The organism is Hydrogenophaga sp. UC242_50 (assembly GCF_042697355.1).
Classification (GTDB): Bacteria; Pseudomonadota; Gammaproteobacteria; order Burkholderiales; family Burkholderiaceae_C; genus Hydrogenophaga.
The window spans coordinates 4,662,899-4,683,983 of the sequence record NZ_CP170553.1 but is presented as its reverse complement, the minus strand read 5'-3'; the positions used below and the strand labels follow the sequence as shown (position 1 = coordinate 4,683,983).

The window sequence follows — 21,085 nt, the reverse complement described above, 5'->3', positions numbered from 1 at the left end:
AGGGCTGGCGGCCGATCTCGGTGACGTACCAGCCCGACAGCGTTGGCCAGCCAGCCCGAGAAGGTCATGCCCGCCAGCACGTACAGCGCGGGCTTGGGCAGGTCCAGCGAGCCCTGCGCCTGGCGGCGCCGGCGCCAGAGCATCCAGGCCGAGGCCCAGGCCACGACCAGCATCAGCGTGCCCACGCCGACCATCACGCGAAAGGCCCAGAAGATCGGCGCCACCGGCGGGTGGGCGTTCGGGAATTCGTTGAGGCCCTTGAGTTCGGCGTCGGCGTCGTGCGCCAGGATCAGGCTCGCCATCTTGGGAATCTTCACCGCGTAGTGCGTGGTGCCGGCGGCCTCGTCGGGAATGCCGAACAGCGTGAGCGGCGCGCTCTTCTCGGTGTGCCAGATGCCCTCGAGCGCCGCGATCTTGGCGGGCTGGTGCTCCAGCGTGTTCAGCCCGTGCATGTCGCCGGCCAGGAACTGCAGCGGCATCGCACCGAGGCGGCGATGATGGCCGTGCGCAAGGCCTTGTGCGTGCCGCCGGTGGCGCTGCCCTTGATGAGCTGCCAGGCGCAGAGGCCGGCGATGAGGAACGAGGCCGTGAGCGCCGAGGCCAGCAGCTTGTGCGCCAGGCGGTAGGGGAAGGAGGGGTTGAACACCACGGCGAACCAGTCGACCGCGACGAACTTGCCGTCCACGATCTCGAAGCCCGCGGGTGTCTGCATCCACGAATTCAGGCTCAGGATCCAGAACGCCGACATGGTGGTGCCGAAGGCCACCAGGAAGGTGGCGGCCAGGTGCACGCGCTCGCTCACGCGGCCCCGGCCGAACAGCATGATGCCCAGGAAGCTGGCCTCCAGGAAGAAGGCGGTCAGCACCTCGTAGCCCAGCAGCGGGCCCGCGATGTTACCGGCCCGTTCCATGAAGCCGGGCCAGTTGGTGCCGAACTGGAAGCTCATCACGATGCCGGAGACCACGCCGAGCGCGAAGCTCAGCGCGAACACCTTGGTCCAGAAGTAGTAGGCCTCTTCCCATGCCGGGTCGCGCGTCTTGATGTGGCGGATGCGGAAGTACAGCAGGAACCAGCCCATCGCGATCGTGATGGTCGGGAACAGGATGTGAAAGCTGATGTTCGCCGCGAACTGGATGCGCGAGAGGAGCAGGGCGTCCATGGGGGTTCTCCGTGGGGTTCTTGTCTGGTGGGGGTCAGGCCGCGTCGGGCAATTTCTCCGGGCGCGCGCTGCGGCCCGCCGCCTTGCCCGTGAGGCGGTCCTTGAGTTCGAGCACGCGCGTGACGGTCGCGCCCATGCCCATCAGCTGCATCGCGGTTTCGGGGGCCAGCTTCTGCACGTCGTCGAACCAGGTCATGAGCCGGTCGATCAGGTCGTGCATCTCGCGCATGCGGGCCTGCGCGTGGCGCTCGGCGTCGGTCTTGGGCGTTTCCAGCAGCGCGGTGCGCAGCATGGACAGGGTGGGCTCCACTTCGCGGCGGCGGCGCTCCTCGGCCAGCACGCGGAAGATTTCCCACACATCGGCCGGCGCCTCGAAGTACTCGCGCCGGTCGCCCGGCTGGTGGCGCAGGCGCACCAGCCGCCAAGCCTGCAATTCCTTCAGGCCCATGCTCACGTTCGAGCGCGAGAACTCCAGCGTCTCGGCGATCTCGTCGGCGTTGAGCGCGTTGGGTGAAATGAAGAGCAGGGCGTAGATCTGCCCCACGGTGCGGTTGATGCCCCAGCGGCTGCCCATTTCCCCGAAGTGGGCAACGAACTCGCGGTTGAGGGGCGGAAGATGGTCTTGCAGTGGCATGCCCGGAAATGTAGCTGGTTCGGCCTGAGTTTTCAGTAATTACTGAAATTCCGGTAATTTCCTGGGGGCTCTCCGCGATCCGGGACCGGTGGGCGCGCCACCTACAATCGCGCCCCATGAGCATCAAAAGCGACAAATGGATCCGCCGCATGGCCGAACAACACGGCCTGATCGAACCGTTCGAGCCCAACCAGGTGCGGGCGGTGGATGGCAAGAAGGTGATCAGCTACGGCACGTCGAGCTACGGCTACGACATCCGTTGCGCGCCGGAATTCAAGGTGTTCACCAACATCCACAGCACGGTGGTGGACCCGAAGAACTTCGACGAGAACAGCTTCGTGGACATCAACAAGGACGTCTGCGTGATCCCGCCCAACAGCTTCGCGCTGGCGCGCACGATGGAGTACTTCCGCATCCCGCGCAACGTGCTCACCATCTGCCTGGGCAAGAGCACGTATGCGCGCTGCGGCATCATCGTCAACGTCACGCCCTTCGAGCCCGAGTGGGAAGGTTATGTGACGTTGGAGTTCAGCAACACCACGCCGCTGCCGGCCAAGATCTACGCGGGCGAGGGTTGCGCCCAGGTGCTGTTCTTCGAAAGCGACGAGGTCTGCGAGACCTCCTACAAGGACCGGGGCGGCAAGTACCAGGGCCAGGTCGGCGTGACCCTGCCCAAAGCTTGACGGTTCGCGCGCCTTGACCCAGGTCAAGGCGGCCGGGCAACCCGGTCGATAGCATGCCGGGCATGTCACGCAACCCGCCCGGCTTCTCTTCTCCCGCCCCCATCCCCGCTGGCCAGCCGCTGCCGCACCGCAAGGTGATCCGGGGCTGGCTCGCCCCGCTCGTCGAGCGGCGCACCGCGCGCGCCATCGCGCTGCTGGTGTTCGACTGGGTGGTCTTCGCCGCGCTCATGGCCGGCACCGTGTGGTTCGCTGCCGTGTGGGCCAAGCTGCTGTGCGGCCTGGCGGCGGGCTTCATGATCGGGCGGCTGTTCATCATCGGCCACGACGCCTGCCACCAGAGCTACACGCCGCACCGGGGGCTGAACCGCGTGCTGGGCCGCATCGCCATGCTGCCCTCGCTCACGCCCTACAGCCTGTGGGAAGTGGGGCACAACGTGGTGCACCACGGCTACACCAACCTCAAGGGCGTGGACTTCGTGTGGGCGCCGCTCACGCGCGAGGAGTTCGCCGCGCTCTCGCCGATGCGCCGCGCCCTGGAGCGCGCGTACCGCAGCGGCTTCGGCCCGGCGCTGTACTACCTGGTGGAGATGTGGTGGCACCGCATGTTCTTCCCGCGCAAGACCTACATGGGCACGCGGCGCGCCGAGTTCGTGTGGGACGGCGTGTTCGTCAGCGCCTGCGCGCTGGCCTGGATCGGCGGCCTGGTGGCCGCCGCCTCGGCCACCGGCCAGTCGGTCTGGCTGCTGCTGGCCATGGGCTTTGCCGTGCCCTTCCTGTTCTGGAACGCCATGATCGGTTTCGTGGTCTACGTGCACCACACGCACACGGCGGTGCAGTGGCACGACGACAAGGCCGCCTGGGGCCGCGCCGCGCCCTTTGTCTCGACCACGGTGCACCTCACCTTTCCGCTGCGCATCGGCGCGATGCTGCACCACATCATGGAGCACACCGCGCACCATGTGGACATGAGCATCCCGCTCTACCAGCTCGAAGGCGTGCAGCGCCTGCTGGAGGACGCGCTGCCGGGCCGCATCATCGTGCAGCGCTTCTCGTGGCGCTGGTACTTCGACACCGCGCGCCGCTGCAAGCTCTACGACTTCGGCCGGCGCTGCTGGACCGACTTCCAGGGCCGCCCGACCAGCGCCTGCGCACCTGCCGTCGCCTGAGCCCGGCGGGGCCACGCCCGCTTCATAATGGGATACCCGCACCCGTACCGAGGTCGCCGAGGAGCCATGCCATGAAGTGGGAAAACAACCGCCAGTCCGATCAGATCGAAGACCGCCGCGCCGACCCCGGCGGGGGTGGGCTCGGTGGCCTGGGTGGCGGCCGGCGCGTGGGTGGGCGCGGCATCGGCCTGGGCACCATTGCCGTCGCGCTGGTCGCGGGCTGGATCTTCGGCATCAACCCCATGACCATTCTCGGCGTGCTCGGCGGCGTGGGCGATGGCGCACCCACCGCCCAGGTGGAGACCACCCAGGGCCCGACCCAGGCGCCCACCGACGACATGGGCAAGTTCGTGGCCGCCGTGCTCGGCGGCACGGAAGACGTGTGGGGCCAGGTGTTCCAGCAGGCCGGCGCGCAGTACCAGAAACCGCGCCTCGTGCTGTTCCGGGGCGCCACGCCCACGGCCTGCGGCACCGGCCAGTCGGCCATGGGCCCGTTCTACTGCCCGGGCGACCAGAAGGTCTACATCGACCTGAGCTTCTACGACACCCTGCGCCGCCAGCTCGGCGCGCCGGGCGACTTCGCCCAGGCCTATGTGATCGCGCACGAGGTCGGCCACCATGTGCAGAACCTCATGGGCATCACCGACCAGATGGAGCAGGCGCGCCGGCGCGTGGGCGAGCGCGAGTACAACGCGCTGTCGGTGCGGCTGGAGCTGCAGGCCGACTGTTTTGCCGGCATCTGGGCCCACCACAACCACAAGAACAAGGCCATCCTGGAGCCGGGCGACGTGGAAGAGGCGCTGAACGCCGCCGCCGCGATCGGCGACGACGCCTTGCAGCGCAAAAGCCAGGGACAGGTGGTGCCCGACAGCTTCACCCACGGCACCAGCGCACAGCGCCAGCGCTGGTTCAACACGGGGCTGCAAAGCGGCAGCGTGCAGTCCTGCGACACCTTCAAAGCGGGCAGCGTCTGAGGCCTGGCGGAGGCCGCCGGCCCGGATTTGGGCGAAAAACGGTCAAAGTGCGACAATACGTGGCTAACTTTGAAGCCAATGACCCAATCCTTCTCCGAACTCTCCCTCTCGCCCGCCATTGAGCGAGCCGTGGCCGAAATGGGCTACGCGACCATGACGCCGATCCAGGCGCAGGCGATTCCGGTGGTGCTGCAAGGCCGTGACGTGATGGGCGCCGCCCAGACCGGCACCGGCAAGACCGCCGCGTTCACGCTGCCGCTGCTGCAGCGCATGCTCAAGCACGAGAACGCCTCCACCTCGCCCGCGCGCCACCCGGTGCGCGCCCTGGTGCTGCTGCCCACGCGTGAGCTGGCCGACCAGGTGGCCGAGCAGGTCAAGCTGTACGCCAAGTACACCAACCTGCGCAGCACAGTGGTGTTCGGCGGCATGGACATGAAGCCGCAGACGGCCGAGCTCAAGAAGGGCGTCGAGGTGCTGGTTGCGCACGCCCGGGCGCTTGCTGGACCACATCGAGGCCAAGAACTGCGTGCTCAACCAGGTCGAGTACGTGGTGCTCGACGAGGCCGACCGCATGCTGGACATCGGCTTCCTGCCCGACCTGCAGCGCATTCTGAGCTACCTGCCCAAGCAGCGCACCACGCTGCTGTTCTCGGCCACCTTCTCGCCCGAGATCAAGCGCCTGGCCAACAGCTACCTGCAGGACCCGGTGACCATCGAGGTGGCGCGCTCCAACGCCACGGCGTCCACCGTGGAACAGCATTTCTACCGCGTGGAAGACGACGACAAGCGCGGCATCCTCAAGCAGATCCTGCGCGAGCGCGGTCTCAAGCAAGCCTTCGTGTTCGTCAACAGCAAGCTCGGTTGCGCGCGCCTGGCGCGTTCGCTCGAGCGCGAAGGCCTCAACACCACGGCCCTGCACGGCGACAAGAGCCAGGACGAGCGCCTCAAGGCCCTGGAAGCCTTCAAGACCGGCGCGGTGGACCTGCTGGTCTGCACCGACGTGGCCGCGCGCGGCCTGGACATCAAGGACGTGCCGGCGGTGTTCAACTTCGACATCCCGTTCAACGCCGAGGACTACGTGCACCGCATCGGCCGCACCGGCCGCGCGGGCGCTTCGGGCCTGGCGGTGTCCTTCGTGAGCGGGCGCGACACGCGCCTCATGGGCGACCTGGAAAAGCTGCTGGGCAAGAAGCTCGAGCTCGAAGCGCTCGAGTTCGAAGCCGACCGCCGCCCGGCGGGCCGCTTCAACGACGGCCAGCGCGCCTGGCAGCAGCCCGAAGGGCAGGACGCCGAGCGCCGCGAGAGCCGGGCCATCCGCGAAAGCCGCGAGAGCCGCACCCCGCGCGAAGCGCGAGGCGCCTCCGATTCGCGCCCGACCCGCGCACCGCGCGCGCCTGCCGATCCGCTGTTCGACAAGCCCTACGAACCCAGCGCCGCGAGCGACGCCACGCCCTCGTGGGAAGTGTCGCAGCGCGCCGCCGCGCGCACGGCCTCGCCCAACATCAAGACGCGCCGCAAGGTGCCGGCCTTGTTCAAGAGCGCCCCCGCACCGGCGCCGGCTCAGGAAAGCTGAGGGCGAAGCCCTTGCCTGAGCCTGCCAGGCGGCTTTCGCCGCCGCTCCTTCAGCGCTTGCCGGGTTTGCTGGCCTGCTCGCAGCGCACCGAGATCCGCTCCACCTCGCCCGGCACCTCCGTGATGCGGGCCGCGGTGAGGCAACCGCCCCACACACAACCCGTGTCCAGCGCCTGCAGGTCGTGGCGCTGCACCGCGCCCAGCGTGGACCAGTGGCCGAACGCGATCGGCACGCCTTCGGTTCGCCGGCCCGGCACGTCGAACCAGGGCATGAAGCCCTCGGGCGCCGCGCCCGCGCTGTCCTTGGTGTCGAACTCCATCACGCCCTGCGCGGTGCAGAAGCGCAGCCGCGTGAAGGCATTGACGATCACGCGCAGGCGCGCGGCGCCGCGCAGCGAGTCGCTCCACAGCGGCGGTTCGTTGCCATACATCTCCTGCAGGAAGCCGGTCCAGTCGGCGCTGCGCAGCACGGCCTGCAGCTCGCCGGCCAGCGCCAGCGTGCCGGCCACGTCCCACTGCGGCAGCACGCCCGCGTGCACCATCAGCCAGCCGTGTTCGAACAGCGCCATGGGCCGCGCGCGCAGCCAGTCGAGCAAGGCCTCGCGGTCGGGCGCGGCAAGGATGTCACCCACCGTGTCGCTGCGATGTGGCTTGCGCACGCCGTGCGCCGTGGCCAGCAGGTGCAGGTCGTGGTTGCCGAGCAGGCAGTGCGCCGCGCCGTCGAGCGCGATCAGCCGGCGCAGCACGGCCAGCGAGGCCGGCCCGCGGTTGACGAGATCGCCCAGCAGGTACAGCGTGTCGCGGCTGGGTGAGAAACCGATGTCGTCGAGCAGGCGGCCGAGCGCCGCGTCGCAGCCCTGCACATCCCCGATCATGTAAAGTGCCATTGGCCGATTATGGACACCCTCCTCATTGTTTTTCTGACGCTGCTCAACGGGGCGTTCGCCATGTCCGAGCTGGCCCTGGCATCCAGCCGCAAGGCGCGGCTCACGGCCATGGCCGAGGCCGGCGACAAGGGCTCGGTCACCGCGCTCCAGTTGCTGGACAACCCCACCCAGTTCCTCTCCTCGGTGCAGGTCGGCATCACCTCCATCGGCATGCTCAACGGCATCGTGGGGGAGGCTGCGTTCAGCGACGACCTGGGTCGCCAGCTCGTGGCATGGGGCCTGACGGAAGCCACGGCCAGCGTGATCGCCGACCGCGATCGTGGTGGTGGTCATCACCTTCATCACCATCGTGTTCGGCGAGCTGGTGCCCAAGCGCATCGGCCAGCTCTACCCCGAGGCCGTCGCGCGCTGGGTTTCGCGCCCCATGGCCTTCGTGGCCCAGGCCGCCAAGCCCTTCGTGTGGCTGCTCACGCACACCACGCAGTGGGTGCTCAAGCTGCTGCGCATCGACACCAACGCCGTGCAGCACGTGACCGAAGAGGAAATCAACGCCAGCCTGGAGGAGGGCGTGGACGCCGGCATCATCGAGGAACACGAGCACCAGATGGTGCGCAACGTGTTCCTGCTGGACGACCGTCAGCTCACCTCCATCATGGTGCCGCACTCGGAAATCGAATGGCTCGACGCCGAGGACCGCATCGACGCGGCCGTGCAGAAGGCCTGGACCACCGGCCATTCCTGGTACCCGGTGTGCCGGGGCGGGCTGGACGACGTGGTCGGTGTGATCCACCTGCCGCGCATGCTCGCGCTGCAATCCGAAGGCCACAACGAACCCTTGATGCAGCACGTGCTGCCGGCCGTGTTCGTGCCCGAGACACTCAGCGGCATGGAGCTGCTGGAGCAGTTCCGCGAACGCGCGACGCGCATGGTGTTCGTGGTTGACGAATACGGCGTGGTGCAGGGCCTGCTCACGCCGCTGGACATGCTGGAGGCCATCACCGGCGAGCTGTCGCCGCGCACCGCAGTGGACGCCTGGGCGACGCAGCGCGAGGACGGCGCCTGGCTGGTGGACGGCGCGATGCCGGTGACCGAGCTGAAGTCGCGCCTGGCGATCGACGACCTGCCCGACGAGGACAAGGGGCGCTACAACACCGTGGCCGGCCTCATGCAGACCGTGGCGGGCGACCTGCTGGGCCGGCGCGAGCACGTGGACTGCGCGGGCTGGCGCTTCGAGGTGCTGGTGCTCGATGGGCGCCGCATCGATCAGGTGCTGATCACGCGCCTGCCCGAGCCCGAGTCGGAAGCGGCGGTCGAGGCCGACGGCTGAGCCGCGCGCTCACAAGCCCCACCACGCGGGAAGCCAGCGCCGCACCTCCGGACGGCCGAAGCGCTCGTCCATCAGCACCACCACGCCTTCATCGTCCGGTCCGCGGATGACGCGGCCGGCGGCCTGCACCACCTTCTGCAGGCCCGGGAACAAATAGGCGTAGTCGTAGCCCTGCCCGAAACGGGCCTGCAGCCGCGCGCGCAGTTGTTCGGTCACCGGGTTGAGCTGCGGCAGGCCCAGGGTGGCGATGAAGGCGCCGATGAGGCGCTGCCCGGGCAGGTCGATGCCTTCACCGAACGCACCACCCAGCACGGCGAAGCCGATGCCCTGGCTGTCTTCGGTGAAGCGCGCGACGAAGGCCTCGCGCTCGGGTTCGCCCATGCCGCGCGACTGCGCCCACACCGGCAGCGCCGGGTGCGTGGCCTGCAGGCGTTGCAGCGCCTGCTGCAGGTAGTCGAAGCTGCTGAAGAAGGCGAGGTAGTTGCCGGGCCGTTGGGCGTACTGGTCGGCCATGACCTCGACCAATTGGTCGAGCGAGGCGGCGCGGTCGGCGTAGCGGGTGGAGAGGTTCGGCGTCACGCGCACCTGCAGCTGCGAGGCATCGAAGGGCGAGGGCACGGACAGGCGCGCGGTGTCTTGCGGCAGGCCCAGCAGGTCGCTCACGTAGGCCATGGGGCTGAGCGTGGCCGAGAACAGCGTGGCGCTGTGCGCGGCCTGCCAGCGCGGCTGCAGCAGCGGGCCGGGGTCGAGGTTGCGGATGTTCAGCACCGGCTGACGCGCGCGGCCGGCCGCGCGCGGCGCGGGCGTGAGGTCCACCAGCGAGTGCTGGTCGAACACCTCGGCCACGCGCAGGAAGCGCTGCGCCTCGAACAGCCAGTCCTGCAGACCGGCCGCGTGCGCGCCCTCGGGTTCGAGCGCGAGGTGGTCCGACAGCGCCGCGCTGTGGCGTTGCAAGGCCTCGATGAACGCACCCGGCAGTTCGGGCAGCACCGTGTGGTCCTGCGTCTGCAGGCGCGCCAGCGCGCTCCAGGGGCGCTGCAACCGGTCCATGGTTTTCTTCAGCGCGGCCGGTGCGCCCTTGCGCACGGCCTGGAAGGCGGCGGGGCGCAGCTCGGCGCTGTACATGAGCCGCGCGCGCTCGATCAGGTTGTGCGCCTCGTCCACCAGCAGGCCCACGCGCAGCCCGTCGCCCACCGTGAGCGACCAGGCGTGCGCGCTGAGGTCGAAGAAGTGGTTGAAGTCGCCCACCACCACGTCGCTCCAGCGCAGCAGGTCCTGGCCCAGGTAATACGGGCAGACCTCGTGGCGCAGGGCGATCTCGCGCAGCGCGGCCTTGTCGAGCCAGCCCGCCTGCGCGGCGGCCTCGCGCGCGGCCGGCAGGCGGTCGTAGAAGCCGCGCGCGACTGGGCAGGACTCGCCGTGGCAGGCCTTGTCCGGGTGCTCGCAGGCCTTGTCGCGCGCCACCAGTTCGAGCACGCGCAGTGGCTGGGCCTTCATGCGCTGCAGGGCGTGCAGCGCGAGCTGGCGCCCGGGTGTCTTGGCGGTCAGGTAGAAAAGCTTGTGCGTGCCCTGGGCGGGCGCGGCGCGCAGGGCCCCGAACAGCGCTGCGCATGGTCTTGCCGATGCCGGTGGGCGCCTGCGCGAGCAGGTGGCGCCCGGCGCCGTGGCAGCGGTAGACGGCGGCGGCCAGCTCGCGCTGCCCGGGCCGGAAGCCCTCGAACGGAAAGGCCAGCGCGCGCAGCGCCTCGTCGCGCGCGGCGCGGTGCGCCAGCTCGGCGCGCGCCCAGCCCGCGTAGCGCGCGCAAAGCGTTTCGAAGAAGGCCTTGAGCTCCACCGCGCTGTGCCACACGGGCAGCACCGTCTCCTGCGCGGTATCGATGTTGAAATAGACCAGCGCGAGTTCGATGCGCTCCAGCGCGTGCTGTTCGCACAGCATCCAGCCGTAGACCCGCGCCTGCGCCCAGTGCAGTTCGCGGTGGTTGTCGGGGATGCGCGCGGCGTCGCCCCGGTGCGTCTTGATTTCCTCCAGGCGCGGCACCGCCGGGTCGAAGCCGTCGGCCCGGCCCTGCACCCGCAGCTCGCCACAGCGGGCGCTCAGCGGCACCTCGCGCTGGTAGCCCGCCGCGCGCCGCGTGGTGACGGTGGTGTGGCCGGCGATGCCGTCCTGCGCGCTGGGCGAGGGCGTGAAGCGCAGGTCCAGGTCGCCCGCCTTGGCCGCGAAGGCGCACAGCACGCGCACCGCCACCGAGGCGGTGGACGTGTCGATGGACGGTGGGTTGGCCGACATGACCCACCATGGTACTGGATATATAGTCAGTAAATGTCTGCGATCGCCCCCGCCCTGACGCGGCGCCACCACCAGCGCCTGCGCGAGATCTACCGCTCGGCCGGCTGGCCCTGCCACGACATGCTGGAGGTGGAGCTGCTCGCCGCCGGCCTGCTGGAGCGCCGGCCTTCGCCCGAGGGTTTCGAGAGCCTGCGCGTGACCGAGGCCGGCATCCAGCGGCTGGCCGAGGTGTTCAGCCAGAACAAGGCCGCGCGCACGCCGCACGAGGCCCTGGTGGAGCGCGTCGCGCACGGCGATGGCTCAGGCCGGGCGGCTCAGCTGGCGCGGCCTGATGCTGCGCGTGCCGCTGCCGCGCGCGCTGCTGGGCGGTGAGCCCGCTGCGGACACCGGCGGCCCGCTGCAGGCCTGCGCCTTCGAGAGCGAGGCCGTCGCCGCCCCTGCGCCCGAGCACGGCTGGTGCATGGCCTCTCCGGACGTGTTCTCGGTGCGGCACACCACTGTGGAGGCCTACCTGGAGCCCGTGGTGCACGAGATCAAGGTGAGCCGGGCCGACCTGCTGGGCGACCTGCGCAAACCCGCCAAGCGCGCCGCCTACCTGGGCCTGGCCAGCGCCTGCTGGTACGTGCTGGGGCAGGACGCCAAGGGCCGCCCCATCGCCGCGCCCGACGAGGTGCCGCCCGAGTGCGGCGTGATGCAGCTCGAAGGCGAGCGCCTGGTGGTGGCGCGCGAGGCGCCGCGCCGCGCGGTCGAACGCCTGCCCTTCCACGTGTGGATGGCGCTGGCGCGCAGCGGGCCGGCCGTGCGGCCGGAGGACGACGCGCAGTCGCTGCTGTGACCCGATCGGTGAAATCCCACTGGCGCGGCAGGGCCACTCTGGCGATGATGTGTGCCTGTGCTGTTTCTCGGAGACCACGATGAAAACCCTGAACGACCACCTGAGCCAGTACGCGGCCTACCACCGCGACCGCCGCAACATCGTCACGCACTTCATCGGCATTCCCATGATCGTGCTCTCGGTCGTGGTGCTGCTGGCGCGCCCGGCCTTCGACGTGGCGGGCCTGCCCCTGTCCCCGGCCACGCTGGCGGTGATCGCCGCCACGCTCTACTACCTGCGGCTGGACCTGCGCTTCGGCGTGGTGATGGGCCTGCTGCTCGCGGCCTGCCTGGCGGTGGCGCATGCCACGGCGGGCCTGTCCACCGGCGCCTGGGCCACCTTCGGCGTGGGCCTGTTCGTGATGGGCTGGGTGATCCAGTTCGTCGGCCACATCTACGAAGGCCGCAAGCCGGCCTTTGTCGACGACGTCATGGGGCTCATCATCGGCCCGCTGTTCGTGGTGGCCGAACTTGCCTTCCTGATGGGCCTGCGCCGCGAGGTGGAGGCGGTGGTCGAGTCGCGCGCGGGCCCGGTGCACGGCGGCCGCGAGCTCGCCAAGTGATCCGGCCCGAGTCGCCCGGCGACGTCGAAGCCATCCACGCGCTGACGGCGGCCGCCTTCCAGCGCGCGCCGCACACCAGCCACACCGAGCACCTCATCGTCGACGCCCTGCGCGCCGCGGGGCAGCTTGCCGTGTCGCTGGTCGAAGAGCGGCAGGGCGCCGTGGTGGGCCATGTGGCGGTGTCGCCGGTGACGGTGTCGGATGGCACGCGGCACTGGTTCGGCCTGGGCCCGATCTCGGTGCTGCCCGGTTACCAGGGGCTGGGCGTGGGCAGCGGGCTCATGCGCGCGGCCCTGCAGCGCCTGCGCGATCAGGGCGCGGACGGCTGTGTGCTGGTGGGTGAGCCGGCCTTCTACGGCCGCTTCGGTTTTCGCGCCGTGCCCACCCTGCTGTTGCCGGGTGTGCCGCCCGAGTATTTCCAGGCCCTGGCCTTCAACGGGCGGGTGCCGCACGGCGAGGTGAGCTACCACGAGGCCTTCGACGTGCGGCCGCCGGAAGCCGAAAACCACACGCGCTGACGGGCTGATCGGCGCGCGGTGGCACCGAGGTCGTTTTCATGTAACTATTCAAGTTACATGAAACTCGACAGCAAACTCTCGTCCATCCTTCACCTGCTGCTGCACATGGCGCAGAGCGAGCGGCCCATGACCTCCGAGGCCCTGGCCGCCTGCCTGCAGGGCAGCAGCCCGGTGGTGGTGCGCCGCACCCTCGCCGGCCTGCGCGAGGCCGGCTTCGTGAGCTCCGAACGGGGCCACGGCGGCGGCTGGGTGCTGGCCTGCAACCTCAAGACCGTGACCCTGCGCGACGTGTACGACGCGGTCGGCGCACCCACGGTGTTCGCCATCGGCCACCGCTCGGACAACCCCGAGTGCCTGGTGGAGCAGGCGGTCAACGAGGCGCTGTCGGGCGCGTTGCAGGAGGCCCAGGCGCTGCTGGTGCAGCGGCTGGGCCGCGTGACGCTGGCCGACCTCGCGGCCGATTTCAACCGCCGTTTCGACGCCCACCCCCATGCCAGGAGCCACCATGCCCACCACCACCTCCCCGAATGACGCCATCGTGATCGGCGGCAGCTACGCCGGCCTGTCCGCCGCCCTGCAGCTCGCGCGGGCGCGCCGCCGCGTGCTCGTGATCGACGCCGGCCTGCGCCGCAACCGCTTCGCCAGCGCCTCGCACGGCTTCCTGGGCCAGGACGGCCGCGCGCCCGGCGACATCGCCGCCGAGGGCCGGGCCCAGCTGCTCGCCTACCCCAACGTGCGCTGGCTGGACGGCACCGTCGCGCGCGCCGAAGCGCAGGGCGAGGGTTTTGGCGTGGCGCTCGACGGTGCGCACACCGAGCAGGCCCGCACGCTCGTGATCGCCACGGGCGTGGTGGACGAGCTGCCGGCCATCGAAGGCCTGGCCGAGCGTTGGGGCCGGGGCGTCTTCCACTGCCCGTACTGCCACGGCTACGAGCTCGACAACGGGCGCATCGGCGTGCTGGCGGTCAGCGAGATGTCCATGCACCACGCGCTGATGCTGCCGGACTGGGGCTCGACCACGTTGTTCCTCAACGAGGCCTTCGTGCCCGACGAGGCGCAGCGCGCCGCGCTGGCCGCGCGCGGTGTCGCGGTGGAAGCCGGCGCGGTGGCGCGCCTGGTGGACACCGCCACGGTGGAGCTGCGCGATGGCCGCCGCTTCGCCCTGGATGGTCTGTTCACCATGGCGCGCACGCACATCGCCAGCCCGGTGGCGGCGCAGCTGGGCTGCGCCATGGACGAAGGCCCCACGGGCGCCTTCATCCGCACCGACGCGATGCAGGGCACCAGCGTGCCCGGCGTGTTTGCCTGCGGCGATGCCGCGCGCGCGGCCGGCAACGTGGCGATCTCGGTGGGCGCGGGCGCCATGGCCGGGGCCAGCGCGCACCGCGCCCTGATGTTCGGCTGATCGCTTAGCGCGCCGGTTGCAGGCGCGTCACGCGGACCTGCACGAAGACTTCTTCGGTGGCCGCGTAGTCCCACTGCTCGACGGCGCAGGCGCGCTCGGCCGCGTGCCAGCGCACCAGGTTCACCGAGTTGGGCGCGCCGGGCCGCACGCGGTGCGACACGGCGGTGCCGGCCTGCACCGCCCACATCGGTCGCGCCAGGCCGGGCAGGGGCATCACGTAGGGCAGGTGGATGTGGCCGCCCATCACGAGGTCGGCGCCCGCGGCGGCCCAGGCGTCCTGCGCGGCGGTGTGGCCGATCAGGCGGTCCGGCTCGTCCTGCGGGCGCTGCACATCGATCGGCTGGTGCACCACCACCACGCGCAACTGGGCCGGCGTGGCCTCGGCCAGCCGCGCCGCCACGCGCGCGACCTGCGCCGCCGACACCTCGCCGTTCTTGTGCCGGTGCGCGCGCGTGGTGTTCACGGCCAGCACCAACAGCCCGGCGGAACTGAACTGCGGTTCGAGCTCATCGCCGAAGGCCGCGCGGTGGCCCGCGTAGGGCCGCACCAGCCGGGCCCAACCGTTGAACAGCGGGATGTCGTGGTTGCCCGGGATCACCAGCCGGGGCGCGCCCAGCTGGTCCATGAAGCGGCGCGCGGCCTCGAACTGGGGGGCGCGGGCGCGCTGGGTGATGTCGCCCGAGAGCACCACGAGGTCCGGCCGCAGCCGCTGGGCCAGCTGCACCAGGGCCCGCACCACCGGCGCCCGCTCGGTGCCGAAGTGCGGGTCCGAGACCTGCAGGATCGCGCTCAAGCGGGGGCCTCGCGGTCGGCGGGTGCCGGTTTGAGCAGGAACAGGGGCACCGGCAGCACGCGCACATCCAGCGGCGCCTTCATGCGCAGGACTTCCCCATCGACCGCGACCTTCAGGCGCCGCGCACCCGCCACCGACGGCGCGCGCACCACCATCTGCTGGAACTCGAAGTGCTCGATGTCGTCGGCCTCGCCAAGCGTGCCCATGGCGCCCTGCCACATCAGGCGCAGCAGGGCCAGGGTGCCGATGGGCTTGAGCATCACCGCCGTGACGCGGCCGTTGTCGCGCGCGCCATCGGGGCGCTGGCCTTGCACCACGCCCACCTGCTCCAGCTGCAGGCGGTTGTTGCCCACGAACAGGGTGAGGGTCTTCACCTCGCGCTGCGCGCCGTCCAGGCCGATGCGCAGTTTCAGCCGCCGCTGCGCGCGAAACAGGGTGGCGAAGGCCGCCCAGATCGCCACCCACTGACTGCGCCCGAAACGGTTTTTCCAGACCTCGCGGTCCTCCAGCAGGTCGGGGTACAGGCCCAGGCTCGCGTTGACCAGGAACAGGTGCTCGTTGACGGCGGCCACCTGCACCGGCTCGGGCCGCGCGCCCAGCAGTTGCGCCATGGCATCGGCCACGTCGGTGGCGATGCCGTGCGTGCGCGCGAAATAGTTGAAGGTGCCGCGCGGGATCACGCCCAGGGCGCAGCCGGCGGCGTGCGCGGCCTGGGCCACGGTGTTGATGGTGCCGTCGCCACCCACGGCCACGATGGCGGCGTTCGTTTCGCGCGCCTGCCGCGCCAGCTCGGCCGTGCGGCGCGGCAGGTCGGCCGGTTCGCACACGTGCAGCTGGCCGGGCCGGCCCGAAGCGCGCAGCGCGGCCTCGATGGTCGCTCGCGTGCCGTCGCCGTCCTGGCTGCCGGAGCGGCTGTTGATGACGAAGTGCAGCGTCGAGGCCGGATCGAAAGGGGGGACTTCGGGCATGGGCGGCCAAGGGATGGGTTCGGACCAGTGTAGCGGCGCTGGTTGAAAACCCCATGGCACAAGCCGGTCCGGCTGGCGATGATGGTGGGCATGAACGCGCCCCTGCCCACCTCCCCCGCCGCCCAACTGTTCGACCGCGTGAAGGCCGCGCTCAATGGTGAACACCGCCAGCGCCTGCCCGGCAACTGGTCGCCCGTGGCGCGCTACCTCGACCCCGCGCGCCACCAGCGCGAACTCGCCGCCCTGCGCCGGCTGCCGCAGGCGGTGGCCGACGCGGCCGCGCTGCAGGCGAGCGGCGACTGGCTGGCGCGTTCGGTGCATGGGGTGCCGGTGCTGCTTACCCGCCATGCCGACGGGCAGCTGCGCGCCTTCATCAACGTGTGCCGCCACCGGGGCGCGGCGCTGGTGCCCGAGGGCGCCTGTGCGCAGGGACGCGAGCGCTTCGTGTGCCCGTACCACAGCTGGACCTACGGCAACGACGGCGCCTGCGTCGGCCGCCCGCACGACCGCGACTTTCCCCACGCGCCCAAGGCCAGCGCCGGCCTGGTCGAGCTGCCCTGCGCGCAGCGCTTCGGCCTGGTCTGGGTGGTGGCGACGGCCTTGCCCGCGTTCGACTGGGCCGCGTACTTCGGCCCCTTGGGCGAGGAGATCGACGGCCTGGGCTTCGACGCCGCCGCGCGCGTGCAGCGCCACCGCCATTTCACCCAGGCCTCGAACTGGAAGCTGGTGCTCGACGCCAACCTGGAGAGTTACCACTTCGCCTACGCCCACCGCGAGACCATCGCCTACCTGTTCCACGACAACGTGGTGGTGCACGACCAAGTGGGCGACCACCAGCGCATCGTGCTGCCCAAGCGCAGCTTCGAGGAACTGAGCGAGCCGCCGGCCACGCTGGAAGGCTTCGCGAAGACGATCAACACCATCTACTTCCTGTTCCCCTCCACCCTGCTGCTCTGGGAGGGCGACCACGTCAACGCCTTCGCGCTCTCGCCCACCGACGCCGCCACCACGCAGGTCGACGGCTGGCTCATCGCGCCGCGCCAGCACCTGGCCACCCGCAGCGACAGCTACTGGCAGCGCAACTTCGACATGTTCTGGACCGCGATCGACGAGGACTTCGCGCTCGCGGCCAGCATGCAGCGCGGGCTGGACAGCGGGGCGAACCAGGCCCTGTGTTTCGGCGAGAACGAGTTCGCCTGCGAGGCCTTCCACGCCTCGGTGCAGCGCATGGCGGGCGAGGGCGCTTAGCATCGCGCCTGTCACAAAACCGGGCGCTCGCCCGTCTGGCTGGTCATGAACGATCCCACCACCACCTTCAACCGCCTGCGCCCCCGGCTGCAGGGCATCGCCTACCGCATGCTGGGCTCGCCGGCCGAAGCCGAGGAGGTGGTGCAGGACGCCTGGCTGCGCTGGCACGAGGCCGCGCACGCCGACCTGGACAGCAGCGAGGCCTGGCTGGTGACCGTGACCACGCGCCTGGCGATCGACCGCCTGCGCAGCGCCAAGGTGCAGCGCGAGCACTACATCGGCACCTGGCTGCCCGAGCCGCTGCTGGCCGATGCGCCGGTGACGCCCGAACAGCTGCTGGAGCGCGCCGACGACGTGTCGGTGGCTTTTCTCGCCATGCTGGAGCGGCTGGCACCCGAAGCCCGCGCGGCCTTCCTGATGCGCGAGGTGTTCGACGCCGACTACGGCGAGGTGGCCGAGGCCCTGGGCAAGACCGAGAGCGCCTGCCGCCAGATCGTGCACCGCGCCAAGGCGCAGCTGCAGGACGACCGGCCACGCCACATCGTGCCGCGCGAGGCCCAGTTGCGCCTGCTGCGCGGCTTTGCCGATGCCGCCGCCACCGGGCAGTTCGACCGGCTGCAGTCGCTGCTGGCCGAGGACGCGCAACTGATCGGCGATGGCGGCGGCAAGGTGCCGAGTTTCGGCGTGCCGCTGGTGGGCGGGCGGCGCATCGCGCAGCTCTTCTACGCCACGCACCGGCGCTTCGGCGAGGGCGTGCGCTTCGAGGTCGTGGTGCTCAACGGGCAGTGGGGCCTGCTGCGCTTCATCCAGGGCGGGCTGGAGTCGGCGCAATCGTTCGTGACCGACGGCGAGCGCATCCTGCGCCTGCACGTGCAGCGCAACCCCGACAAGCTCGCGCGCATCGCCGCCGCGCTGGGCCGCGACCTGGCTGTCACAAACCCCAGGCCCTGACCGTCTTCAGAGGTGTGTTCCCCAACCCCTCTGAAAGACGCCACATGAAATCACCCCGACTCCCCTGGACCGAGATCGCGCCCAAGGCCTACCAGGCCATGGCCGCCGTCGGCGCCACCACCGCCGGCTCCTCGCTCGGCACCGTCCTGATCGAACTCGTGAAGACGCGCGTCTCGCAGCTCAACGGCTGCGCCTTCTGCGTGGACATGCACGTGCGCGACCTGCGCAAGCACGGCGAACGCTGGCAGCGCATCAACAGCCTCGTGACCTGGCGCGAGACCGGCCTGTACAGCGAGCGCGAGCGCGCCGCGCTGAACTGGGCCGAGTCCCTGACCCGGCTGGTGGACCACCACGGCAGCCGCGACGCCGATTTCGAGCAATTGCAAACCCAGCTCAGCGACCAGGAAATCGTCGAGCTGTGCTGGACCGTCGCGCAGATCAACGCCTGGAACCGCATGGCCGTGGGCATGCACGCCCCCGTGGCCGAGAAGGAGATCGCATGAACATCGTGGTCATCGGAGGCAGCGGCCTCATCGGCAGACAACTCGCCACCCTGCTGCGCCAGGCCGGCCACGCGGTGACGGCGGCCTCGCCCTCGTCGGGCGTCAACGCCGTCACCGGCGAAGGCCTGAGCGAGGCCCTGGCCGGCGCGCAGGTGGTGGTGGACGTGAGCAACTCACCCTCCTTCGAGGACGAGGCGGTGATGCACTTCTTCCGCGCCTCCACCCGCAACCTGCTGGACGCCAGCGCTCGCGCCGGCGTGGGGCACTACGTGGCCCTGTCGGTGGTGGGCTCCGAGCGGGTGCCCGCGAGCGGTTACTTCCGCGCCAAGGTGGCGCAGGAAGCGCTGATCCAGGAAGGGCGGGTGCCTTACACCCTCGTGCGCGCCACGCAGTTCCACGAGTTCCTGATGTCGATCGCCCACGTGGCGACCGAAGGCCAGACCGTGCGCCTGCCCTCGGCGCCGCTGCAGCCCATCGCGGCGAGCGACGTGGCCGAGGCGCTGGCGGACGTGGCGGTGCAGGCCCCGCTCAACGGCACCTGCGAAGTGGCGGGGCCCGAAGCCGTGCCGCTGGACCAGCTCATCCGCCAGCTGTTCCAGGCGCGCCAGGACCCGCGCGCGGTGGTGTCGGACCCCGGGGCCACGTATTTCGGTTCGCCGCTGGAGGGCAATGCCCTCATCCCCGGCCCCAATGCGCGCATCGGGAAGGTCTCCCTGGCGCAGTGGCTGGCCTCATAGCAGGATCTGGTTGTCGGGCGTGGGCGGGGGCGGCAGATCGCTCTCGCCCAGCAGGCTGCGCAACTCGCGCTCGATGCCCTGGCACAGGTGGGCCATGGGCACGTCGTTGGCGCCGCCTTCGAACGGGTTCTCGGTGCTTTCACCCACCTGGTCCAGCGAGAGGTACATCCAGGCCACCAGCACGCTGAAGGGCACCGAGAGCCAGACCATGTGGCCGGCGAGCAGGCCGCTCACGCTGTCGTTGAGGCGGTCGAACTCGCGCACCAGGCAGAAGGGCAGCAGGGCCGCGAAGCACCAGACGAACAAGGTGTTGATGGTGGCGTACTGGCGCGGGTAGGGGAAGTTCTTGAGGCGCTCGACGCGGCTTTGCTGGTCCAGCAGTTCCTTGATGGTCTTCTGCAGCTCGGTGTGGTGCAGCACCGCGAGTTCCTGGCGTGCATACAGCTCGCGCAGGGTTTCGCTCTGCAGGTTGAGCAGCAGCAGGCCCTTGTGGCCCGTGCTCGCCACGCGCAGCCGCTCGGTTTCGCCGAGCAGGGGCGCCAGCTCGGTGTCCAGCGGGGTGTCGTGCTCGGGCACGCGGAAATGCCTGGCGCGGTATTCGGCGTTGGCGCGGCTGTTCGCAGATTCCCACACGCGCCCCTGCCGCAGCTGGTGGCGCAGCACCGTGAGCCAGGCCAGGTGGCGGTGGATGAGCAGCTGCGACGAACCGCCGGTGGTCGGAAACATCCCGGCAGATCAGGCCCCAGTAGCGGCTCGTGCCGACGATGGAGGACCAGACCTGCTGCGCCTCCACCGTGCGCTGGTAGGTCTGGGCGTTCTTGAAGCCCACGATGAAGGAGGTGGCCGTGCCCAGCAGCACCGCGACCGACCAGGGCGCGGCGATCCAGGTCAGCCCGAAGACCTGGTACAGCGTGGCCGGCACGGCGGCCAGCACCAGCAGGATGTAGGTCTTGCGGCGCGTCCAGGCGAGGAACTCGGCGAGGGTGTACGACTTGGCGATTTTCATGGTGGGTGGAGCGAGGGGGTGGAGGGGCTTGACGCAGACAAGACGTTCGGCCCCGTCGCCTTGTGACAGCGCCGCGTGTACGCTCTCGCCCATGCACCTGATCCAGACCCTCGATGCGGGCGTGCTCGAACTGCGCCTGAACCGGCCCGAACGCCTCAATGCCCTCACGCTCGCGCTCGCGCGCGACCTGCTGGCGGCGGTGCAGGCCGGCGTGGCCGACCCGGCGGTGCGGGTCATCCTGCTCAGCGGCGAAGGCCGCGCCTTCTGCGCCGGCAAGGACCGCGACGACCCGCCCACCCCCGCCTTCGTCGAGACCCTGCAGGCCCTGGCCTCGTTGCTCGTGCGCTGCCCCCAACCGGTGGTGACGGCGGTGCAGGGCTGGGTGGTGGGCGCGGGCGTCGAGCTCATGCTCAACGGCGACCTCAGCGTGGCCGCGCGCGGTGCGCGCTTCGCGCTGCCCGAGGTGCAGGTGGGCCTTTTCGGCACCGGCGGCGTGGCCGCGCTGCTGCCGCGCCTGGTCGGGCTGCAGAAGGCCAAAGGCCTGCTGATGCTGGGGCAGGAGCTGGGCGCCGTGGACGCCGAGCGCTGGGGCCTGGTGTGGCAGGTGGTGGAGGACGGCGCGCTGCAGGCCCAGGCGCGCGAGCTGGCGCAACAGCTCGCTCGCAGCAGCCCGGCGCTGCTGGCCGAGGTCAAGCAACTGGTGCACCGCGAGCAGCTGGGCGACTTCGACGCGTCGCTGGCGCGGGAGACCGCCGTGCAACAGCGGTTGAACCCCTTGGCGGACGCGGTCACCGGCCCCGGCGGCCAGCGGACCTGAGGCGGGCTCTGCAC

At 70.5% G+C, this 21,085-nt stretch carries 19 protein-coding genes and 4 pseudogenes; 16 read left to right on the top strand and 7 right to left on the bottom strand.

Going from position 1 to position 21,085, the window contains the following annotated elements:
- Positions 1-101 precede the first annotated feature (101 nt).
- Together ACFJGX_RS23910 and ACFJGX_RS23905 are read right to left on the bottom strand one after the other, a co-directional pair.
- A pseudogene (locus ACFJGX_RS23910) lies at positions 102-1,159 on the bottom strand (cytochrome ubiquinol oxidase subunit I); the annotation flags it as partial.
- A gap of 34 nt (positions 1,160-1,193) precedes the next feature.
- Positions 1,194-1,793, bottom strand: coding sequence for a GbsR/MarR family transcriptional regulator (locus tag ACFJGX_RS23905; RefSeq protein WP_291113211.1), 600 nt, complete (start codon positions 1,791-1,793; stop codon positions 1,194-1,196).
- Between the two features lie 116 nt (positions 1,794-1,909).
- Here ACFJGX_RS23905 and dcd point away from each other — a divergent pair, with 116 nt between their 5' ends.
- The 4 genes and pseudogenes from dcd to ACFJGX_RS23885 all read left to right on the top strand — a co-directional run bounded on the left by dcd (position 1,910) and on the right by ACFJGX_RS23885 (position 6,189).
- Positions 1,910-2,476, top strand: coding sequence for a dCTP deaminase (gene dcd / locus ACFJGX_RS23900; RefSeq protein ID WP_382160466.1), 567 nt, complete (start codon positions 1,910-1,912; stop codon positions 2,474-2,476).
- A 62-nt stretch (positions 2,477-2,538) separates the two neighbouring features.
- The gene (locus tag ACFJGX_RS23895) at positions 2,539-3,642 is read left to right on the top strand and encodes a fatty acid desaturase (RefSeq protein WP_382323590.1); all 1,104 of its coding nucleotides are present in this window, start codon (positions 2,539-2,541) and stop codon (positions 3,640-3,642) included.
- A 71-nt stretch (positions 3,643-3,713) separates the two neighbouring features.
- Positions 3,714-4,616, top strand: a complete 903-nt coding sequence (locus ACFJGX_RS23890) for a neutral zinc metallopeptidase (RefSeq protein ID WP_291113205.1) — start codon at positions 3,714-3,716, stop codon at positions 4,614-4,616.
- Positions 4,617-4,694: 78 nt separating this feature from the next.
- Positions 4,695-6,189 (top strand): annotated as a pseudogene (locus ACFJGX_RS23885) (DEAD/DEAH box helicase).
- Positions 6,190-6,238: 49 nt separating this feature from the next.
- On the opposite strand, the gene ACFJGX_RS23880 reads toward ACFJGX_RS23885, so the two are convergent.
- Positions 6,239-7,075 (bottom strand): symmetrical bis(5'-nucleosyl)-tetraphosphatase, encoded by an 837-nt coding sequence (locus ACFJGX_RS23880; RefSeq protein WP_382160458.1) that lies wholly within the window; start codon positions 7,073-7,075, stop codon positions 6,239-6,241.
- 9 nt (positions 7,076-7,084) lie between these two features.
- Here ACFJGX_RS23880 and ACFJGX_RS23875 point away from each other — a divergent pair.
- Positions 7,085-8,402 (top strand): annotated as a pseudogene (locus ACFJGX_RS23875) (hemolysin family protein).
- A 9-nt stretch (positions 8,403-8,411) separates the two neighbouring features.
- Here the strand turns inward: ACFJGX_RS23875 and ACFJGX_RS23870 are convergent.
- A pseudogene (locus tag ACFJGX_RS23870) lies at positions 8,412-10,689 on the bottom strand (ATP-dependent DNA helicase).
- A 33-nt stretch (positions 10,690-10,722) separates the two neighbouring features.
- On the opposite strand from ACFJGX_RS23870, the gene ACFJGX_RS23865 reads away from it, so the two are divergent.
- From ACFJGX_RS23865 to ACFJGX_RS23840, 6 genes are all read left to right on the top strand, one after another.
- A complete protein-coding gene (locus tag ACFJGX_RS23865) occupies positions 10,723-11,061 on the top strand; it encodes a hypothetical protein (RefSeq protein WP_382327196.1) in 339 nt (112 codons plus the stop codon).
- On the top strand, positions 11,021-11,524 hold the full coding sequence (locus ACFJGX_RS23860; RefSeq protein ID WP_382323592.1) for a hypothetical protein: 504 nt from the start codon (positions 11,021-11,023) through the stop codon (positions 11,522-11,524). Before ACFJGX_RS23865 ends, ACFJGX_RS23860 begins: the two co-directional genes overlap by 41 nt.
- A gap of 79 nt (positions 11,525-11,603) precedes the next feature.
- Positions 11,604-12,125 (top strand): DUF962 domain-containing protein, encoded by a 522-nt coding sequence (locus ACFJGX_RS23855; RefSeq protein WP_382323593.1) that lies wholly within the window; start codon positions 11,604-11,606, stop codon positions 12,123-12,125.
- The gene (locus tag ACFJGX_RS23850) at positions 12,122-12,643 is read left to right on the top strand and encodes a GNAT family N-acetyltransferase (protein WP_382323594.1); all 522 of its coding nucleotides are present in this window, start codon (positions 12,122-12,124) and stop codon (positions 12,641-12,643) included. The genes ACFJGX_RS23855 and ACFJGX_RS23850 overlap by 4 nt, the downstream gene beginning before the upstream one ends.
- Positions 12,644-12,700: 57 nt before the next feature.
- Positions 12,701-13,174, top strand: a complete 474-nt coding sequence (locus tag ACFJGX_RS23845) for an Rrf2 family transcriptional regulator (protein ID WP_382323595.1) — start codon at positions 12,701-12,703, stop codon at positions 13,172-13,174.
- Complete coding sequence (locus ACFJGX_RS23840; RefSeq protein WP_382323596.1) at positions 13,149-14,048, top strand: NAD(P)/FAD-dependent oxidoreductase; 900 nt, start codon at positions 13,149-13,151, stop codon at positions 14,046-14,048. Before ACFJGX_RS23845 ends, ACFJGX_RS23840 begins: the two co-directional genes overlap by 26 nt.
- 4 nt (positions 14,049-14,052) lie before the next feature.
- Here ACFJGX_RS23840 and ACFJGX_RS23835 read toward each other — a convergent pair whose 3' ends face one another.
- Both ACFJGX_RS23835 and ACFJGX_RS23830 read right to left on the bottom strand, forming a co-directional pair.
- Positions 14,053-14,841, bottom strand: coding sequence for a metallophosphoesterase family protein (locus ACFJGX_RS23835; RefSeq protein WP_382323597.1), 789 nt, complete (start codon positions 14,839-14,841; stop codon positions 14,053-14,055).
- Complete coding sequence (locus ACFJGX_RS23830; RefSeq protein ID WP_382323598.1) at positions 14,838-15,809, bottom strand: diacylglycerol/lipid kinase family protein; 972 nt, start codon at positions 15,807-15,809, stop codon at positions 14,838-14,840. Before ACFJGX_RS23830 ends, ACFJGX_RS23835 begins: the two co-directional genes overlap by 4 nt.
- A 42-nt stretch (positions 15,810-15,851) precedes the next feature.
- On the opposite strand from ACFJGX_RS23830, the gene ACFJGX_RS23825 reads away from it, so the two are divergent.
- The 4 genes from ACFJGX_RS23825 to ACFJGX_RS23810 are packed head-to-tail and all read left to right on the top strand — an operon-like array spanning position 15,852 to position 19,248.
- Positions 15,852-17,057, top strand: coding sequence for an aromatic ring-hydroxylating dioxygenase subunit alpha (locus ACFJGX_RS23825; RefSeq protein WP_382327194.1), 1,206 nt, complete (start codon positions 15,852-15,854; stop codon positions 17,055-17,057).
- A gap of 45 nt (positions 17,058-17,102) precedes the next feature.
- The gene (locus tag ACFJGX_RS23820; RefSeq protein ID WP_382323600.1) at positions 17,103-18,008 is read left to right on the top strand and encodes an RNA polymerase sigma-70 factor; all 906 of its coding nucleotides are present in this window, start codon (positions 17,103-17,105) and stop codon (positions 18,006-18,008) included.
- Between the two features lie 44 nt (positions 18,009-18,052).
- Positions 18,053-18,511, top strand: coding sequence for a carboxymuconolactone decarboxylase family protein (locus ACFJGX_RS23815; protein WP_382323601.1), 459 nt, complete (start codon positions 18,053-18,055; stop codon positions 18,509-18,511).
- Positions 18,508-19,248: an SDR family oxidoreductase gene (locus ACFJGX_RS23810; RefSeq protein ID WP_382323602.1), complete on the top strand. Its 741-nt coding sequence runs from the start codon at positions 18,508-18,510 to the stop codon at positions 19,246-19,248. Before ACFJGX_RS23815 ends, ACFJGX_RS23810 begins: the two co-directional genes overlap by 4 nt.
- Here ACFJGX_RS23810 and ACFJGX_RS23805 read toward each other — a convergent pair.
- Positions 19,243-19,974 (bottom strand): bestrophin family protein, encoded by a 732-nt coding sequence (locus ACFJGX_RS23805; RefSeq protein ID WP_382327192.1) that lies wholly within the window; start codon positions 19,972-19,974, stop codon positions 19,243-19,245. The genes ACFJGX_RS23810 and ACFJGX_RS23805 overlap by 6 nt on opposite strands.
- A 371-nt stretch (positions 19,975-20,345) precedes the next feature.
- Between ACFJGX_RS23805 and ACFJGX_RS23800 the strand changes: the two genes are divergently transcribed.
- Entirely contained in the window at positions 20,346-21,071 is a 726-nt protein-coding gene (locus tag ACFJGX_RS23800) for an enoyl-CoA hydratase/isomerase family protein (RefSeq protein ID WP_382323604.1), read from the top strand.
- Positions 21,072-21,085: the final 14 nt, after the last annotated feature.

What these genes read in the sequence shown, in the direction of transcription:
- ACFJGX_RS23845 (WP_382323595.1), top strand. Translation starts at nt 12,701, where the DNA reads ATGAAACTCGACAGCAAACTCTCGTCCATCCTTCACCTGCTGCTGCAC.
- ACFJGX_RS23880 (WP_382160458.1), bottom strand. Translation starts at nt 7,075, where the DNA reads ATGGCACTTTACATGATCGGGGATGTGCAGGGCTGCGACGCGGCGCTC.
- ACFJGX_RS23815 (WP_382323601.1), top strand. Translation starts at nt 18,053, where the DNA reads ATGAAATCACCCCGACTCCCCTGGACCGAGATCGCGCCCAAGGCCTAC.
- ACFJGX_RS23855 (WP_382323593.1), top strand. Translation starts at nt 11,604, where the DNA reads ATGAAAACCCTGAACGACCACCTGAGCCAGTACGCGGCCTACCACCGC.
- ACFJGX_RS23890 (WP_291113205.1), top strand. Translation starts at nt 3,714, where the DNA reads ATGAAGTGGGAAAACAACCGCCAGTCCGATCAGATCGAAGACCGCCGC.
- dcd (WP_382160466.1), top strand. Translation starts at nt 1,910, where the DNA reads ATGAGCATCAAAAGCGACAAATGGATCCGCCGCATGGCCGAACAACAC.
- ACFJGX_RS23805 (WP_382327192.1), bottom strand. Translation starts at nt 19,974, where the DNA reads ATGTTTCCGACCACCGGCGGTTCGTCGCAGCTGCTCATCCACCGCCAC.
- ACFJGX_RS23820 (WP_382323600.1), top strand. Translation starts at nt 17,103, where the DNA reads ATGAACGATCCCACCACCACCTTCAACCGCCTGCGCCCCCGGCTGCAG.
- ACFJGX_RS23840 (WP_382323596.1), top strand. Translation starts at nt 13,149, where the DNA reads ATGCCCACCACCACCTCCCCGAATGACGCCATCGTGATCGGCGGCAGC.
- ACFJGX_RS23810 (WP_382323602.1), top strand. Translation starts at nt 18,508, where the DNA reads ATGAACATCGTGGTCATCGGAGGCAGCGGCCTCATCGGCAGACAACTC.
- ACFJGX_RS23800 (WP_382323604.1), top strand. Translation starts at nt 20,346, where the DNA reads ATGCACCTGATCCAGACCCTCGATGCGGGCGTGCTCGAACTGCGCCTG.
- ACFJGX_RS23830 (WP_382323598.1), bottom strand. Translation starts at nt 15,809, where the DNA reads ATGCCCGAAGTCCCCCCTTTCGATCCGGCCTCGACGCTGCACTTCGTC.
- ACFJGX_RS23865 (WP_382327196.1), top strand. Translation starts at nt 10,723, where the DNA reads ATGTCTGCGATCGCCCCCGCCCTGACGCGGCGCCACCACCAGCGCCTG.
- ACFJGX_RS23895 (WP_382323590.1), top strand. Translation starts at nt 2,539, where the DNA reads ATGTCACGCAACCCGCCCGGCTTCTCTTCTCCCGCCCCCATCCCCGCT.
- ACFJGX_RS23860 (WP_382323592.1), top strand. Translation starts at nt 11,021, where the DNA reads ATGCTGCGCGTGCCGCTGCCGCGCGCGCTGCTGGGCGGTGAGCCCGCT.
- ACFJGX_RS23905 (WP_291113211.1), bottom strand. Translation starts at nt 1,793, where the DNA reads ATGCCACTGCAAGACCATCTTCCGCCCCTCAACCGCGAGTTCGTTGCC.